Raw genomic sequence first — 17,096 nt, 5'->3', positions numbered from 1 at the left:
TTTTCATAAGACAATTTACTGATAATTGAAAAATTCCAGTTCCGACTAAGCAAACGGCATCCTCAAAATAAAAATCGTATGAAAGAGTATGAATTTTCAAAACAGAAAAATAATTGGAATGAAATCTCATCTCTTTTTTATATTTTCGAAATAATACCATTTCTGTAGAATATTTTCTTTCTTATAAAAATTTTAAAATCTGTCTTCGATATACTCTTCTACCATATCAAATTTAGTCACAAAATCAGTTTATTTCCGCAATTATTCAGTACATTCGCAATCACTTACTACTAAGGAGTATTCTTTGGGTTATTTGTCATATCTGATGAATAACGAACCGAAATTAAATATCTCAAATAATACTTATAACTTTCATAACAAGAAAGATGGGCATTTTTTAGTAAACCATTGCCATTATTTTAAACAAAAGTTCGGCTAAATGAACAAAAAAAATCTAAATGATAACCAAGAGGTACTTATAAATTCAAATGAGATTACTAAGAAAAATCCAGTTGAAAATTTAATTAGTTACACTAGTGAAAAAGAAAAAAGTGCAACAGAATTGCTTATTGTTAACAAGCAACTTACCTATCAAATTCAGGAAAAAGAAAAACTTGAAGCAGCGCTAATCACTGCAAATAAAGAGTTATTTTACCAAAATACTGAAAAAGAAAAACGAGCTGCAGAATTAGTCATTGCCAATCAAGAGTTGGAATTCCAAAACACTGAAAAAGAAAAGCGTGCCGCTGAACTGACTATCGCCAACAATATACTAGCACGAGAGAACGTAAGAAAAGCGAAGTTACAAGTTGAAAAAGAAAAACGTGTTGCTGAATTAATAATAATAAATAAAGAGCTTGCATATCAGGAAAACCGAAGCTCTGAACTAACACTTGCTAACATAGAACTCAAAAAAGCACAAGAAGAATTAGGTGCATTTTCCTATTCTGTCTCCCATGACTTAAGAGCACCTATTCGGGCAATAAACGGCTATACTCAAATTCTAATTGAAGACTATTCGGATGCTCTGAACGACGAAGGAAAAAAAGTACTTCAGGCAGTACTTAACAATTCAAAAAAAATGGGAATGTTAATTGACGATTTACTTGCGTTCAGCAAACTTGGTCGGAAGCAGGTAACTACAACCCAAATAAATATGAATAAGTTAGTCAATAGCGTTCTGGCCGATGTAGTAAATGAAAATGAAGCTAAAAGCCCTATTTTTGAAATAAACAATCTGACGCCAGCAATCGGCGATCAAGCTTTGATTAAGCAGGTATGGATAAACTTAATATCAAATGCAATAAAGTATTCGAAATATAAGTCTGAAACCAAAATCAAAATTAGCTCCAAAGAGGAGAATGACAGTGTTATCTTCTGTGTCCAAGATTGGGGTGCAGGATTTGATATGGAATATTATGATAAACTCTTCGGAGTATTTCAACGGCTACATTCACAGGAAGAATTTGACGGAACTGGAATTGGTCTAGCAATTGTACAAAAAATTATAAACCGCCATAACGGAGAAGTATGGGCCGAATCCAAACTAGGTATTGGTACGAGCTTTTACTTTAGTCTCTCCGCTGTGGACACAAAATAAAAAAAAATGAATTACGACGATGTTGAAATTTTGTTTGCAGAAGATAGTCCTGATGATGCTATACTAACGATTCGCGCACTGACTAAAAGTGGTTTTACAAATAAGCTTTTGCACGTTAAAGATGGCGCGGAAGCACTTGACTTTATATATTGCAAAGGTATCTATTCAGAGAGAAACCCGAAATCGCATCCAAAGCTATTGCTGCTAGATTTAAAGATGCCAAAAGTATCAGGAATGCAAGTGCTGGAAAAAGTTAAAAGCGATCCTGATTTAAAGGCAATTCCAGTAGTAATTTTGACTTCATCACAAGAAGATCCCGATATTGCCACATGTTATGATTTGGGAGCAAACAGTTATATTGTGAAACCTGTTGATAGTGATAAATTTTTCATTGCGATAAAAGAAATGGGAATGTATTGGATGATATTAAGTCAGCCATCAACCTAAGTTGTTATAATATTACAAAAAACACATTTATTGCATCAAAATTTATAATTCTTTATAGTGAAAACAATTAAAATAGTATTACTTGAAGACAATCCTGCTGATGCAGATTTATTGGTGCGACAACTCACCAAATCGGGAATTGATTTTTTAATTGAAATAACCGAAACTAGGAGTAAGTATATAGAAATACTCTTTAAATTTAAACCAGATATCGTATTATCGGATTATGCTATGCCATCGTTTGATGCAATTTCAGCATTTCAAATTTTGAAGCAAACAGATAATGCAATACCATTTATCATAGTGTCGGGTATCATTGGCGAAGAGAAAGCGGTTATGCTGCTAAAAGATGGTATAACCGATTTTGCATCTAAAAATAATCTTTCCGCACTTCCGCAAAAAATCACTCGTGCAATAAAAGAATTTAGTGAAATAAAGGAGAAAGAAGAAATTCTTGAAAGATTAAAAGAACAAACTGCAACTTTGCTTGTCGCAAACAAAGAATTAATTTTTCAAAATGACGAAAAGGAAAAGCGAGCGGTCGAATTGTTGAATGCAAATAAAGAATTGGTAGCCTTCAATTTTATCTCAAGTCACGATTTACAGGAACCATTGCGTAAAATTCAGACTTTCATCTCCAAAATGATGACCGAAGAAAAAGAAAACCTAACAGAAAAAGGTCGAAAAAATTTAAACAAGATAAATTCTTCTGCAACTCGAATGAGACGCCTTATAGATGATCTCCTTTCTTACTCTCGCATAAGTACAGTAGATCGGGAATATGAATTTGCTGACTTGCATCCAATCCTAGAAGAGGTAAAATACGAACTAAATGAAATCATAACAGAGAAAAATGCTACAATTATAGCAAATAACTTAATACCTGTTAAAATCGTTGTATTTCAATTCCGCCAGCTTATTCAAAATTTGGTGAGTAATGCCTTGAAATACACAAGCACAGATAGGATACCAATAATTACTATTGAAACTAGTATCATTAAACGTAGTGATACTGCAATTCGAGAAATTAAATCATTACCACAAAACTGTAATTACTGGAACATGACCATTAAAGACAATGGAATTGGTTTCGATGAACAATTTAATAAACGAATTTTTGTAATATTTCAAAGATTGGTTTCGAATGATAACAATTCAGGTACCGGTATTGGCTTAGCAATAGTAAAAAAAATTGTGGAAAATCATAACGGAATTGTCATAGCCCAAGGAGAAATTGATAAAGGCGCAACCTTTGAAATTTACATTCCAATAGTAGAAAATTGAAATTTGCAAATATCTCGACTGATTAATCAATCTTTGTAAAAACGTATTTTAATTAATACTTTCTTTCTTTCTAACGCTATACAATATTACTGATGTACTTCTTGCTCCAATTATAGTAAAATCTCACTCTTTTGGAGCCTTTTAATTCAAAATTTAATATTCAAATCACATTAAATTATTAGGCTTTAGGCTATAACAAATCATTATCTAAAAAATCCGCGAAATCAATGTCATATCGACATAAACTTGCATACAATTTTTAGTAAATTCGTTTTCTTTTTTAATTAATTTTAATAAAAAATCGGACTTTTTAAATTTATAAAATATCGCTTAGCAACTTCAAATCTTCTAGTAAAAGATTCGAATTTTGTACAAAAGGGGTCACAATAATTTTTAAAAAGCCTGTAAAGCCCTTGTTTTACAGGCTTTTTTAGGGTTCGAATTGATTTTAATTAAAACACTAAAAAATGTAACAACCTGATAAATAGTAAGTTATAGGTTCGAATCCCAACAAGTTTGTCAAAACATATTTTGTACCAAAGTTTACTTGATTTAAAAGTATATTTGATCTATAATTTAACTTTATAAATCTATTAAAAGTATTGTATCATAAAACTCGCACCAGTGGTGCGAGAAATTAATAAAGTTTTGTGATACGCAATAAGTAGCTGTAACTCTTTTTCCCAAAAGAAAGTGAAAGATTAATATTTAGATCCAATCATAACTCAGTAAAGTTTTCTATTTTTGTGAAAAGTAATTTTCTGAAAAAAGCTATTGTCATATCATTTGTTTTTATATTTCTGTGTGCTAATACAGAAATGGGGCAATTATTGAAATTACCCAACCTATTGCATCATTTCCTTGAACATAATGAAGAACACGATCATAATGAGGATATTTCACTTCTTGATTTTATCCAGATTCATTACTCCAATAAGGAGCATCATCATAAAAAAGGAGATAATGACCACCAAAGTCTTCCCTTTAAAACCATAAGCCATAATACGACCATTCTTTTGGCTTTTCACAAATCGGAAGTTTTCATATTTAGAAAAAATATAGCAGCACCTAAAAGCAATGCTATTGTTTTCAATCCCCAATTGTATAATTCAGGGGTTTTTGTCAATATTTGGCTCCCGCCCAAATTGAGTTAACGAACTTCATTTCAATAAGTTCTCAGATTAAACCTTAATCCGTAGATTTTAAATGCTTTGTCATGCGCTTTTTTTTGCGTAATGCCATTGGTATAATTTCGTTAATACTAAAATCATGCTCAATAAAATCATAGAATTCTCGATAAAGAATAAACTCATTGTTGGACTCTTTATCTTCGCCCTTATTGGATATGGAAGCTACCAGTTTACAAGGCTTCCCATTGATGCTGTACCTGATATTACAGATAATCAGGTTCAGGTTATTACATCAGCCCCCTCTCTGGGCGCAACCGACATAGAGCGGCTTATTACCTTTCCCATAGAACAAAGCAACAGTAACATTCCAGGACTCAAAGAAATTCGCAGTTTCTCGCGTTTTGGCTTATCGGTTGTAACCATTGTATTTGATGATGCAACGGATGTATACTGGGCAAGACAACAGGTAACCGAAGGATTAAGCGCTGTTAAAGACCAGATCCCCAAAGGAATTGGCGAACCTTTTCTGGCTCCTGTAACCACAGGTCTGGGGGAAATCTACCAGTATATGGTCAGGACTAAACCCGGATATGAAAACAAGTACGATATAACAGAGCTTCGCACTATTCAGGACTGGATTGTCCGCCGACAGCTTTTAAGCGTGGAAGGTGTGGCCGAAGTGAGCAGCTTTGGGGGGAAACTTAAGCAATTTGAAATTGCCATTGACCCCAACAAACTCCAATCCTATAATATTACCATCAGTGATATATTTAGCGCCCTTGAAAAAAACAATGAAAATACGGGCGGTGCTTATATAGAAAAGGGACCAAAAGTGCTTTATATCCGCAGCGAAGGATTGATTGGCAGCATAGATAATATCAAAGATATCGCCATTAAAAACAACAATAGCACCAATCCCTTATTTATAAGAGATGTAGCCGATGTAAGAATTGGAAGTGCTATTCGCTATGGAGCTATGACCTACAACGGAAAAGGCGAAGTTGCCGGAGCTGTAGTGATGATGCTTAAAGGTGCCAACAGTAATGTTGTGATCAAAAAAATCAAAGAAAGAATAGAACAAATTCAAAAAACAATGCCTGAAGGTGTAATTGTAGAGCCTTTTCTGGACCGCACCAAGATGGTAAATAATTCCATATCAACGGTTGAGAAGAACTTGCTTGAAGGTGCCCTAATTGTACTCTTTGTGCTGATTTTCTTTTTAGGCAATATAAGAGCCGGTCTAATTGTTGCCTCCGTTATACCAATGGCGATGCTTATTGCCGTAATTCTGATGAATATCTTTGGAGTCAGCGGTAATTTAATGAGTCTTGGCGCGCTGGATTTTGGACTTATAGTAGATGGAGCTGTTATTATTGTCGAAGCCTGCCTCTTTAGCCTCCACAGCAGGAAAGTGACCAAAATATCGCAGCAGGATATGGACAATACGGTGATAACAACATCCATTAAAATGCGTAACGTATCCGTATTTGGAGAGCTAATCATCCTAATTGTATACATTCCTATTTTTACCCTGCGAGGTATTGAAGGAAAAATGTTCCTGCCAATGGCGCAGACTATTGCTTTTGCCCTTTTTGGTGCCTTTATCCTCTCCCTTACCTATGTGCCAATGATGACTTCTCTGTTTTTAAGTAAAAATATTAGTCATAAAAAGAATTTTTCTAACCGTATCATGGAGAAATTGGAGAATTTCTACCAGCCTCTCTTAAATAAGGCATTGTCAATTCCAAAAACAATTATCACAATAACACTGTCACTGTTTGTTTTAGCCCTTATCACACTCTCTTTTATGGGAGGTGAATTTATGCCTTCACTTGAAGAAGGCGATTTTGCAGTCGAAACACGAGTTCTGCCGGGAAGTAACCTGCAGACTTCGATGACTGCTATATCCCAAGGCTCGAAAATACTGCTGGAAAAATTTCCTGAAGTAGAAAAAGTAGTCGGCAAAACTGGAAGCAGTGAAGTACCTACCGATCCAATGCCAATAGATGCCAGTGATATGATGATTATCCTAAAAGATAAAAGCCAGTGGACATCAGCATCGACCTTTGATGAATTATCAGAGAAGATGGCCAAGGAACTTGAAGCTGTTCCAGGCGTATCTTTTGGTTTCCAGTATCCGGTACAAATGCGTTTTAATGAACTTATGACAGGAGCCAGACAAGATGTGGTCTGCAAGATTTTTGGAGAAGATTTAGATACGCTGGCGCTTTATGCTAACAAATTAGGGAAAATTGTCAATACTGTTGAAGGAACCTCTGATCTTTATATTGAAACGGTTACCGGAATGCCTCAGGTAGTTATAGATTACGACCGTGCCGCGATTGCACAGTACAACCTGAATATTGAAGATATTAACCGGATTGTCAATACTGCTTTTGCAGGGCAGAGTACCGGAGTGGTTTACGAAGGAGAAAAACGCTTTGATCTAGTGGTTCGTCTCGAAGGCGAGAAACGTCAGGATCTGGCAGATGTTCAGAACCTTTTAATTCCAACACCAAATGGAACACAGATTCCACTTTCACAACTTGCTAAAGTGGCGATCACAGAAGGTCCAAACCAGATACAGCGTGAGGATGCCAAGCGCCGAATTGTGGTCGGATTTAATGTTCGCGGCCGTGATGTGCAGAGTATTGTGGAAGAGCTTCAAAAGAAAGTGGATACCCAAATAAAATTTCCTGCTGGTTATTATCCAACTTATGGAGGTGCTTTTGAAAATTTAAATGAGGCCAGAACACGCCTAATGATCGCTGTACCAGTCTCATTAATCCTGATTTTTCTATTACTCTACTTTGCCTTTAAATCCGTAAAACAGGGGCTTCTTATTTATTCGGCTATCCCACTTTCGGCAATTGGGGGAATTTTCTTCCTGGCCCTTAGAGGAATGCCTTTCAGCATTAGCGCGGGTGTTGGATTTATTGCCCTTTTTGGAGTAGCGGTGTTAAACGGTTTAGTTTTGATCGCGGAATTCAACAGCATTCGTAAAGCCGGAGAAACAGATCTGAAAAAAATTGTACTGCAGGGAACAAAAGTGAGACTGAGACCTGTCCTGATGACCGCAATGGTGGCATCCCTTGGATTTTTGCCTATGGCGCTCAGCACGGGATCAGGTGCAGAAGTGCAAAAGCCGTTAGCTACTGTGGTTATTGGCGGATTAATAATTGCCACTTTCCTTACTTTATTTGTTTTACCAATTCTATACATTATGTTTGAAAAAGGAATTAATCTAAAGTCCAATAAGACTACATCAATTACAACGATCTTTATATTGGGTATCTTTTTCTCTGCTCAAAATGTGAAGGCTCAGGAAAAGATTTCACTTGATAAAGCAATCGAAACAGCGCTTGAGAATAATATCCGTATGAAAAATGAAAAGCTCAATTCAGAGTATCTTCAAAGGATGTCCAAAACGGGATATGATATTTCCAATACCGGAATAATTGGAGAGTACGGCCAGTTCAACAGCAATGTCAATGACATTAAGGTGGGCGTTTCCCAAATCATAAAATTCCCGACGGTATACAAAAGGCAAAAACAGCTTTTGCTGGAACAGGCCAAAGCAGGTCAATGGAATGAAGCTTTTCAAAAAAAGGAAGTTATCAGACAAGTTACACTTCTATATTACGAACTTCTGTATTTGAAAGAGAAAGAGAAACTGCTGCTGAAAAACGACAGCATCTATTCGGAATTTCTTAGAAAATCAACCTTGCGTTTTGAAAAAGGAGAAAGTAACATCCTTGAGAAATCTACAGCTGAGAATCAGGCCGGTCAGATAAAAATCCAATTGCAGGAACTGCAAAGTGACTATAAAATTGTACAGTCCCAGTTCCAATATGTACTCAATGAAGACAAGGATTATGATGCTGCACCAACTAATTTCAAAATACAATCCAATGATAATTGGAATGAGAATACAATAGCCAGCCAGCCCATTGTTAAACTCAAAGAACAACAATTGAGCATTAAGAAATCGGAGATATCTTTAGAAAAATCAAAAAAATCGCCTGAGCTCATCGGAGGAATATACTGGCAGACTTTCAAATCAAACAGTGCATTTCAGGATGGTTACAATGGTGTTTATGGACAGTTTGGAGTAGCTATTCCGCTGTTTAATTCTGCAATTGGCAACAAACAAAAAGCCCTGGAGATCAATACAAAAATCGCGCAGAATGATCTGGAAAATGAAAAATTTAAACTCCAAAACCAGTACAGAGAAGCCGTCCAGCAACACACTAAAAACAAGCAAACTGTTGAATATTACGAGAATAAGGCACTCAAAAATGTGGATCTAGTTACTGAGGCTGCCAACAAAAAGTTTATAAACGGCGATATCAATTATCTGGAATGGGTAATGCTGATCAACCAAAATACCGAAATTCAAAATAATTATATTGAAACAGTACGAAAACTCAACAGCAGCATTATCGAGCTCAACTCATTAACAAAATAACTGTATTGCAATGAACTCTAAAATCTATCAAATATTCATTGAGCCGTTTAAAGCGTTGCAAAACAAAACCTTTGCAAAACTTTACTTAGCTCAGACCATCAGTCTTCTCGGCGATGCTTTTTCATGGGTTGGTCTGGCATTACTTGCCTATCAGATTGACAAGGAAAATTCACCGGTGATTCTCGCAACAGCATTGACCTTAAGAGTTACGGCATTTATTATCTTCACTCCTTTTGCAGGTGTTCTTGCCGACAAGATAGAGCGAAAAAAGATATTGTATGTGACCCATTTTATAAGAATGGCAATTATCTGCTGCTTGCCTTTTATAACAGCGCAGTGGCAAATTTATGTACTTGTATTTTCCTTAAACATCTTCAATGCTTTTTTTACACCAACCTACAGGGCAATTATTCCGCAGATAATCGAAGGCAGGTATTTTCGCGAAGCCGTAGGTCTCTCCACAGCTACATTTCAATTGCTGGGCGTTTTAGGTCCCGCCCTGGCAGGAATAATAGCAGTATGGCTGGGTGCTCGTGATATCTTTTTTTTAGATGGGATTTCATTTGTTGTGGCTGGAATTCTAATTCTTTCCATTCCCGGCAGTGAGCTGCAAAGAGGTGTTACAAGTCCGGTTACGGAGCCGCAAAATACATGTCGGGATGTCATAAAAGGCATTAGGCTGTTATTTGGAAACAAGATACTGCGTTTTGCCCTGAGCATAGAATTTGTTTCTGCTATTGCCGGAGCCATGATTTTGGTCAATACCATTGGGCATATTAAAAATACCTTATTGCTTGATGACAAATATTATGGATGGGCTATGGCAATTTTTGGAATCGGAGCCGCAGTAGCAGCATTTGTGCTGGGAAGTCTTGACAAATCCAAAACAAGAAGCGCTTCTCTAATCTGCGGGGCACTCCTATTGGGCATTTCTATTTTAATGGTCAATTACGTAGGCTACCCAGTATTACTTGTCCTATGGCTGTTTGCGGGACTGGGACAGAGTCTTGCTGAGATACCATCGGAAACCCTGATTGCTGAAACCATTGAACCTGAGAACCAGGGGAAAGTATATGGCTCGCACTTTGCATTTTCACATCTGTGGTGGGCTGTCGCTTATCCAGTTGCAGGATATCTTGGATCTCAATTTCCAAAATCAGAATTTTTATATGGCGGACTGTTAACATTAGTATTAGCTTTTGCTGCCATCATCATTTTTAAACCCTCTTTTAATTTTCAAAATAATAACATTCAGTCATGAAAAATATATTCATTGCATTAACCTCACTTATACTGCTCAATTCTTGTAGAGACACAAAATCAGAAGAACAGCCGCAGGAAGTAAAAATTGATAATACAACAACTCTGACAGATGCGCAGATTAAAAATGCCGGCATTGAACTGGGCAGAATACAACAAAAAGAAATATCTGAAACTTTGAAACTGAATGGAAAAATAGATGTTCCTCCACAAAATTTAGTTTCTATAAGCGTACCAATGGGCGGTTATCTAAAAAGCACTAAATTACTGGAAGGAATGTTTGTAAAGAAAGGTCAGGTTCTTTGTGTGGTTGAAGACCAACAGTACATTCAGCTGCAGGAAGATTATCTACTGGCAAAAAGCAAAATCGGGTACGCAAAAGCTGAGTTCGAGCGACAAAAAGAACTCAACCAAAGCAAGGCAAGCAGCGATAAGGTGTACCAGCAGGCAAAAATGGAATACAATTCGCTATCGGTAATGATACAGTCCTATGGCGAGAAACTTAAATTTGCCGGAATAAATCCTGCCTCCACTACAGCTGCCAATATTTCAAAAAGCATTAACATTTATTCTCCAATTAGCGGTTATATTTCTAAGGTAAATGTCAATACAGGCAAATACGTCACTCCCTCGGATGTGCTGTTTGAAATCGTAAACCCATCGGACATTCATCTGGCATTGACTGTTTTTGAAAAAGATATCAACAAACTTACAATTGGCCAGTCCCTTTTGGCTTATACCAATACTGATCCCGAGAAAAAATATGCCTGTAAAATCATCCTCATAGGAAAAGATTTCTCCCAGAACAGAAGCACAGAAATACACTGCCATTTTTCCGACTATGATAAAGAACTCCTACCGGGTATGTACATGAATGCCACAGTGGAAATAAAAAGTAAGATGTCAAATGTACTGCCGGCCGATGCTGTTATAAATTATGAAAACAAAAACTATATTTTTATAGCCAATGCAGGCAATCAATACCAGATGAAAGAAATCAGTATCGGGAATACTGAAAATGGTTTTACTGAGATAGTATCACAGGATATAGATAATCAACAGATCGTAACCAAAGGCGCTTATTCTATTCTAATGAAAATGAAAAATGTCGAAGAATAAAAAAATGTAAATTAGCCTAAATTTATAATTGTATTTTCCTTAAAAACTGAACGTATATTATGAAATGGATTACCAGAGAAAGACCAAAAATAGACCGTATTGCATGTCCCTGGCTCATAAAGAAATTTGTTGACAGAGAGGCAGAATTTATTTATGTTCCTTACAGTGACGTACTGGTAAAGGCCAAAGAACTTGATGCAATTCCTTTTGATATTCCTGATGTGGAATTTACGCACTATAATGAGCATTGTACTTTTGACTACATAATTAAAAAATATAAAATTGATGATCCTGCTATACTCATTATAGCAGGGATTGTCCGGGGAGCAGACACCGACAGGCATGATATTGCAAAGGAATCTGCCGGACTGTGGGCAATTTCAGCCGGGCTTTCCTATAATATCACTGATGATTACCAGCTGCTGGAAAATGGTATGGTACTTTATGATGCGCTCTATAGCTGGGCGGCCCATCTCTACAAACAGAACCATCTTCAAAATAGTCCTTTTGAAAACTTACTGCACCAGGTGTACAACAAATTTTTAAATAATAAAAAATCTGAAAATAAAAAAACACCTTCATGGGTGAAGGACTTAAAAGAAATGATTCAGGACCAGATCGACACCCAGTTTACTTTCGACTTAAAGCAGATTTCAACTGATCTGGAACTTAATCCTTCCTACTTGTCCAGAGAATTCTCCAAATACTTTGAAGATTTGAATTTTGGGGAATACGTCAGGAAATTACGGATCGAAAAAGCAATCAATCTAATTGAAAATTCTACTTACAGCTTAACCGAAATTGCGTACATGACCGGCTTTTCAGACCAAAGTCATTTTACAAGGATTTTCAAGCTTCATACCGGAAAAAATCCGTCTTCGTACCGAAAAAAAACGCAAAAAAGTAATCCAGATACAAAAAGTAAATAACCTTCTATTTCTATAGGTTTTGTGTATATAGTTTTGTTCTGTGAAACAAAACTATACCAATACAATGAAACCGACCTTGCTTTTTATAATGCTGTTTATAAGCATAACTTCTTTTTCCCAGGAAACCTATCCTAAAATAACAGGTTATTTTGGAATTTATCATCCTATAATTACAACTTCGAGCGAGCAGACCAATTTAAATTTTAGGGATTATTATGCCGTTGGTTTTCCAACCGGCATAAACATCTGGAAAAGCTCCAAAATAGGTTTTTCTTTTGAAATAGTACCCAATATCAGGGTTCAGGGTGCCAGCGATAAAGTAACCAATATCGTATTTCATCCCGGTGTCTTGGGTGCCTTGGGAAATGGTTACACTTTTGCCGGAAGGATGGCTTTTGAAAGTTCAGGCAGATACGGCATAACACCTGTGATCAACAAGACTGTAATAAAAAATGCAAACAGCAGCTATTTCGTGGCTGTCCCACTGCCAGTACGCTTTGGAAATGACCATCCCGCAACATTCACAGTTGGTTTTCAATGTGGAATTGCCTTCTAAAAAAATGCATCATGGAAGAAAATCAAAAATACAGCTTAAGAGCACTGGTACTTTACTTTCTAAAATTAGGAACTATTGGCTTTGGCGGTCCGGTTGCCTTAGTGGGTTATATGCATAAGGATTTGGTAGAAAACAGAAACTGGATTTCTGAAGAAGAATACAAAGAAGGACTGGCATTGGCTCAATTGGCGCCAGGACCCCTAGCAGCACAACTTGGAATTTATCTGGGATTTGTACATTACCGGATTCTTGGTGCCACCCTCGTTGGATTTGCCTTTGTATTGCCATCTTTTGTAATGGTAGTGTTACTGGGAATGATCTACAAATTATACGGTGGCTTATCTTGGATACAGGCTGTCTTTTATGGTGTGGGCGCTGCGGTTATTGGAATCATCGCGCTAAGTTCCTATAAACTAACCTTAAAGTCTATCGGCAAATTAAATCTGGAATCTTTCAAATCAAAATGGATCTTATGGCTATTTTTTATACTCGCCGTAGTTGTTACCTATTGGACTGAACAGGAACAGGTATTATTGTTTATTGCGGCCGGTCTTTTATACATGATCCTAAAAGCACCTCCTAAATGGTGGAATACAAAAACTGTAAATTCAATAGTTGTACTACAGGTTGCCTTTTGGGATTATCAGAGTACAATGCTTACCAAAATTGCCATTTTCTTTGCCAAAGCCGGTACTTTTGTTTTTGGAAGTGGATTAGCTATTGTTCCCTTCCTGCATTCGGGCGTAGTGGTAGAAAATCAGTGGCTCACAGAGCAGCAATTTCTGGATTCGGTAGCGGTCGCCATGATAACACCAGGTCCTGTCGTAATCACGGTAGGATTCATTGGCTATCTGGTTAATGGAATTATGGGCGCATTAGTGGCAGCACTGGCAACATTTTTACCTTGTTATTTCTTTACAATTGCAATGGCTCCGTCTTTTAAAAAAATTGCACAAAATAAACCAGTTAAAGCGTTTGTCGAAGGTATCACTGCTGCGGTGGTGGGAGCTTTGGTTGGATCTGTTATTGTAATTGCAAAAAGGAGCATAATTGACATTCCGACCACACTTATAGCTATTGTGAGTATTTTTGCTTTACTTTATATAAAGAAAATTCAGGAACCTTATATTGTTCTTATAGCAGCTATTTTAGGTATCATCATAAAATCAGTAATAATATGAACAGAAAAGACTTTTTAAAAACAGGCAGCCTGCTCGGAGCAGCATTGGTACTGCCTACAACTGATGCATTTTCGAAAAACTTAGCCGATAATTCCATTGATAAATTGGTAGATGCTAACGGAAATTACATCCAGCAGACCCTTCCCTATAATGAGAATTTTCTTGAACCGTATATGGATGCAGAAACACTTCACCTGCATTATACTTTCCATCATGGCGGCGCGGTTAAAGGAGCCAATAAAGATCTCCAAATGATAAAAAAGGCACTAGATGAAAATAATTTGGAAACAGTCGATTTCTGGACAAAAAAATTATCATACCATTTCTCCTCGCATATACTGCATTCCATTTTTTGGACCAACCTTACCAATAAAAGCAATCTGCCATCGGGCAATCTTTTAAAAAGAATTGAAAAAAGTTTTGGAAGTTTTGATAGATTAAAAGTGCTGATTGCAGCCACATCAAAAAATGTAGATGGAAACGGATGGGGAATTTTAGCCTATCAGCCCTACAGTGACAGTCTTGTAGTTTTACAGTGTGAAAATCATGAAAAGCTGACACAATGGGGTGCAATCCCAATCTTGGTAATTGATGTATGGGAACATGCCTACTATCTGAAATATAAAAACAAACGTACCGATTTTGTTGATGCCTTATTCAATATAATAAACTGGGATAATGTCGCACAAAGATTGAACGATGCAGAGAAATTGATGAAATAGAATTATGATTCTAAGTTTTTATAATTATATCAGATTAAAAGATTTATTAATTCGCAATGTTTTCTAAAAACTCTCAGCAGTGCTGAGAGAAATATGAGCATAAATCTATAGTTTTTATTAAGGTCATATTTATTTCATAAGTTTAAGGAATCCAATTCTTTCATTTTCAAACCTCTGTTAACTCGCTTAAAATCTGGAAATCTTCGAGTAAAAGGTTCGAATTTTGTACCAAGGATCACTTAAGGGGACGATCATAAATGATCGCCCCCTTTTTTACTTGATTTAATTCATTGATTTTCAATTTGTTATTTATTATTTTTTCTAATTTTTACTGGTTCGATATTTTTGATTTAAAAAAAAACGTAAAAAAAAATACCATAGTATATAATAGAACAATGATTTGATGTTCGATATCCTCTAGCGGGTTATTGTCAACTCAAATATGTTTGAACATCTTGATTCGAATATACTTTAGTAAATATATATAGGAAATCAAGTATCTCTTTTGCCTGTGCTACACTTGTCTCGATGCCATTTTTTTTCAATATTTTCATTGCCTGATTGACAGAGATGCTTCTATCTGAGAAGACTCTGGGTTTACTATTTGGAATTTGATCAATGATTTTGGTGTGTAAAAAATTAGTGTTAGTAATATATTGATCATTATAAGTAATTATCATGGATATAGTCTGATTTATTTGTAGAGGATTTAATTTCTTCGTTACGGGATCAAACGAAAGAGGTGTAAACAACTCTATGATATATCGTTTACCTGCTACATCTTGATTTTTATATAATGTTAAAACATTGTTTTCAGCCTCTTTTAAATCTTTGATGTTTTTGCGAGCATTACAACTAGTTAGACTCTCTTTGACAAGTGTAAGTCGCTCAGTAAGGAAATCCATCATCTGTTTGTATTCTTTTTTTAAATCATTAAAATCTTCAAAATCAATTTTATTCTGAATAAAATACCTTCTTATTTTCGATATTAAAAGTTCTTGATTTGAAATCTCTTTAAGAATCTTTTTTTGATCATTTATAAATTCCTGTTTCACAGTCAAAATATTTTCATCCTCCAGTATAAGTTCAAGTAATTCATAAACCTTTGATTTTATGTTTATTTTTTTTAATAGTTCTTCATATTCAAAGTCCAAAATTTCGGTTCTTATACGCCCTTTGCACTTACTAACTGCACAATGGTAGTATTGATACTTCGCAGATCTTCCAGCCGATATACTTCCAGTTAATCTTCTTCCACAGAATGGACAGATTAAAAATCCTCTCAAAAGGAAAACTGGTTTCATTTTTTGCTTAAATGAATTTGTGGTGCGACGGCTGCTTAGCAGGCACTGAACTTCTTTATAAAGCTTCTCTGAAATAATTGGCTCATGTATACCTTCTACAAAACATTCTTCATCCGTCTTATTTGAAGGAACAAAGACTAATCCACAATAAAATGGGTTATGTAGAAGCTTCCAAAAATTATTCCTGCTACAGATAAGCCCTTTGAGGTTCGCCGTCCTCCTAATGTAGCTAATTGTAAATTTACCTTTTGAATATTCTTCAAATGACCACCGAATATAATCGGCCTCAGGTTGTTTGAGCACGATAATCTTTTTGCCATCAGAAGCAACCTTGTTGATATAACCAATAGGTGCTTTTCCTGGCCATCTGCCCATTTTTCTCGCTCTTCTCATGCCATCAGAGGTATTTAGCCCTCGCCTGCTATTCTCTGCTTCCGGAATTGATAAATACATAGCAAGCATTACAGTACTTTCAGGAACTTCAAAATCGATTGTCTGATCAATAGCCATAGCTTGAGTATTCAGCTCTCTTAATATCCCGATCATTTGATAAGCATATTCGATGTTGCGGCTAAAACGATCCCATTTAATAATAGAATATTTTCTTTTGGACGATGTTTATTTTTTTTTATTGTTTTAATAAGTCTTGTCCATTCGGGTCTGTTGAAATCCTTGGCAGAAAAATCTTCTCTGAAAATTCCCTTTACCTTTATTTGGCTCAGCGCACAGAATTTTAATAAACGGTCTTCCTGTTCAATCAGAGAAAAACCCTTTCTTCTTTGTTCGTCAGTACTTACTCTGACATATAAATAAGCATTTTCCATAACAAAAATTATGTAGAGATTTCTTGATTTGCTTTTAGTAGGGAACACATCTAGACATCTCAAATTAGTTATATAAATTTACGAAACAGTAATCTTTCGGATAAATCAACAAGGAAATATTAGTGGCATTAATTATAATTAAACAGGTATAAATACGTGGTGGTTGATTTTTGCGAATCGATATATTTGAAATTGTTTGTTAAAAATTAAAATACGGTTTTCCATAAAAAAGAAATGAATTAAAAGGTAATATTTGTCTTAGTGGAAAAACT

Annotated in this window: 13 protein-coding genes; 11 read left to right on the top strand and 2 right to left on the bottom strand. The window is 35.8% G+C overall.

The window, feature by feature from the left end:
* Positions 1-439: 439 nt before the first annotated feature.
* The 11 genes from G9Q29_RS05105 (at position 440) to G9Q29_RS05055 (ending at position 14,696) form a co-directional block, all read left to right on the top strand.
* On the top strand, positions 440-1,600 hold the full coding sequence (locus G9Q29_RS05105; protein WP_205729833.1) for a sensor histidine kinase: 1,161 nt from the start codon (positions 440-442) through the stop codon (positions 1,598-1,600).
* Between the two features lie 6 nt (positions 1,601-1,606).
* Positions 1,607-2,047: a response regulator gene (locus tag G9Q29_RS05100; RefSeq protein WP_166133987.1), complete on the top strand. Its 441-nt coding sequence runs from the start codon at positions 1,607-1,609 to the stop codon at positions 2,045-2,047.
* 57 nt (positions 2,048-2,104) lie between these two features.
* Complete coding sequence (locus G9Q29_RS05095; RefSeq protein WP_166133986.1) at positions 2,105-3,331, top strand: ATP-binding protein; 1,227 nt, start codon at positions 2,105-2,107, stop codon at positions 3,329-3,331.
* Positions 3,332-4,149: 818 nt separating this feature from the next.
* Positions 4,150-4,485: a hypothetical protein gene (locus G9Q29_RS05090; RefSeq protein WP_225872888.1), complete on the top strand. Its 336-nt coding sequence runs from the start codon at positions 4,150-4,152 to the stop codon at positions 4,483-4,485.
* Between the two features lie 115 nt (positions 4,486-4,600).
* Complete coding sequence (locus G9Q29_RS05085; RefSeq protein ID WP_166133985.1) at positions 4,601-8,929, top strand: CusA/CzcA family heavy metal efflux RND transporter; 4,329 nt, start codon at positions 4,601-4,603, stop codon at positions 8,927-8,929.
* A 10-nt stretch (positions 8,930-8,939) separates the two neighbouring features.
* Positions 8,940-10,190 carry an MFS transporter gene (locus G9Q29_RS05080; protein WP_166133984.1) on the top strand — a complete coding sequence of 417 codons (1,251 nt, stop codon included), beginning with the start codon at positions 8,940-8,942 and terminating at the stop codon, positions 10,188-10,190.
* Positions 10,187-11,308, top strand: a complete 1,122-nt coding sequence (locus G9Q29_RS05075; protein ID WP_166133983.1) for an efflux RND transporter periplasmic adaptor subunit — start codon at positions 10,187-10,189, stop codon at positions 11,306-11,308. The genes G9Q29_RS05080 and G9Q29_RS05075 overlap by 4 nt, the downstream gene beginning before the upstream one ends.
* A 59-nt stretch (positions 11,309-11,367) precedes the next feature.
* Positions 11,368-12,237, top strand: coding sequence for a chromate resistance protein ChrB domain-containing protein (locus G9Q29_RS05070; RefSeq protein ID WP_166133982.1), 870 nt, complete (start codon positions 11,368-11,370; stop codon positions 12,235-12,237).
* A 64-nt stretch (positions 12,238-12,301) separates the two neighbouring features.
* Positions 12,302-12,793, top strand: a complete 492-nt coding sequence (locus G9Q29_RS05065; protein WP_166133981.1) for a hypothetical protein — start codon at positions 12,302-12,304, stop codon at positions 12,791-12,793.
* 11 nt (positions 12,794-12,804) lie between these two features.
* Positions 12,805-13,974 (top strand): chromate transporter, encoded by a 1,170-nt coding sequence (locus tag G9Q29_RS05060; RefSeq protein WP_166133980.1) that lies wholly within the window; start codon positions 12,805-12,807, stop codon positions 13,972-13,974.
* A complete protein-coding gene (locus G9Q29_RS05055) occupies positions 13,971-14,696 on the top strand; it encodes a superoxide dismutase (RefSeq protein ID WP_166133979.1) in 726 nt (241 codons plus the stop codon). Before G9Q29_RS05060 ends, G9Q29_RS05055 begins: the two co-directional genes overlap by 4 nt.
* 431 nt (positions 14,697-15,127) lie before the next feature.
* On the opposite strand, the gene G9Q29_RS14915 is transcribed toward G9Q29_RS05055, so the two are convergent.
* Positions 15,128-16,546, bottom strand: a complete 1,419-nt coding sequence (locus tag G9Q29_RS14915; protein ID WP_166133978.1) for a recombinase family protein — start codon at positions 16,544-16,546, stop codon at positions 15,128-15,130.
* Positions 16,543-16,824 (bottom strand): recombinase family protein, encoded by a 282-nt coding sequence (locus G9Q29_RS14910; RefSeq protein WP_166133977.1) that lies wholly within the window; start codon positions 16,822-16,824, stop codon positions 16,543-16,545. The genes G9Q29_RS14915 and G9Q29_RS14910 overlap by 4 nt, the downstream gene beginning before the upstream one ends.
* Positions 16,825-17,096 lie beyond the last annotated feature (272 nt).

The organism is Flavobacterium turcicum (assembly GCF_011365745.1).
Classification (GTDB): Bacteria; Bacteroidota; Bacteroidia; order Flavobacteriales; family Flavobacteriaceae; genus Flavobacterium; species Flavobacterium turcicum.
Note: the sequence above shows the minus strand (reverse complement) of the source record. Positions and strands in the feature narration are given on the sequence as shown.

Bases quoted from the DNA above. Each gene is read 5' to 3' on its own strand.
- G9Q29_RS05105 (WP_205729833.1), top strand. From the start codon at position 440: ATGAACAAAAAAAATCTAAATGATAACCAAGAGGTACTTATAAATTCA.
- G9Q29_RS05100 (WP_166133987.1), top strand. From the start codon at position 1,607: ATGAATTACGACGATGTTGAAATTTTGTTTGCAGAAGATAGTCCTGAT.
- G9Q29_RS05090 (WP_225872888.1), top strand. From the start codon at position 4,150: ATGGGGCAATTATTGAAATTACCCAACCTATTGCATCATTTCCTTGAA.
- G9Q29_RS05085 (WP_166133985.1), top strand. From the start codon at position 4,601: ATGCTCAATAAAATCATAGAATTCTCGATAAAGAATAAACTCATTGTT.
- G9Q29_RS05080 (WP_166133984.1), top strand. From the start codon at position 8,940: ATGAACTCTAAAATCTATCAAATATTCATTGAGCCGTTTAAAGCGTTG.
- G9Q29_RS05075 (WP_166133983.1), top strand. From the start codon at position 10,187: ATGAAAAATATATTCATTGCATTAACCTCACTTATACTGCTCAATTCT.
- G9Q29_RS05070 (WP_166133982.1), top strand. From the start codon at position 11,368: ATGAAATGGATTACCAGAGAAAGACCAAAAATAGACCGTATTGCATGT.
- G9Q29_RS05065 (WP_166133981.1), top strand. From the start codon at position 12,302: ATGAAACCGACCTTGCTTTTTATAATGCTGTTTATAAGCATAACTTCT.
- G9Q29_RS05060 (WP_166133980.1), top strand. From the start codon at position 12,805: ATGGAAGAAAATCAAAAATACAGCTTAAGAGCACTGGTACTTTACTTT.
- G9Q29_RS05055 (WP_166133979.1), top strand. From the start codon at position 13,971: ATGAACAGAAAAGACTTTTTAAAAACAGGCAGCCTGCTCGGAGCAGCA.
- G9Q29_RS14915 (WP_166133978.1), bottom strand. From the start codon at position 16,546: ATGATCGGGATATTAAGAGAGCTGAATACTCAAGCTATGGCTATTGAT.
- G9Q29_RS14910 (WP_166133977.1), bottom strand. From the start codon at position 16,824: ATGGAAAATGCTTATTTATATGTCAGAGTAAGTACTGACGAACAAAGA.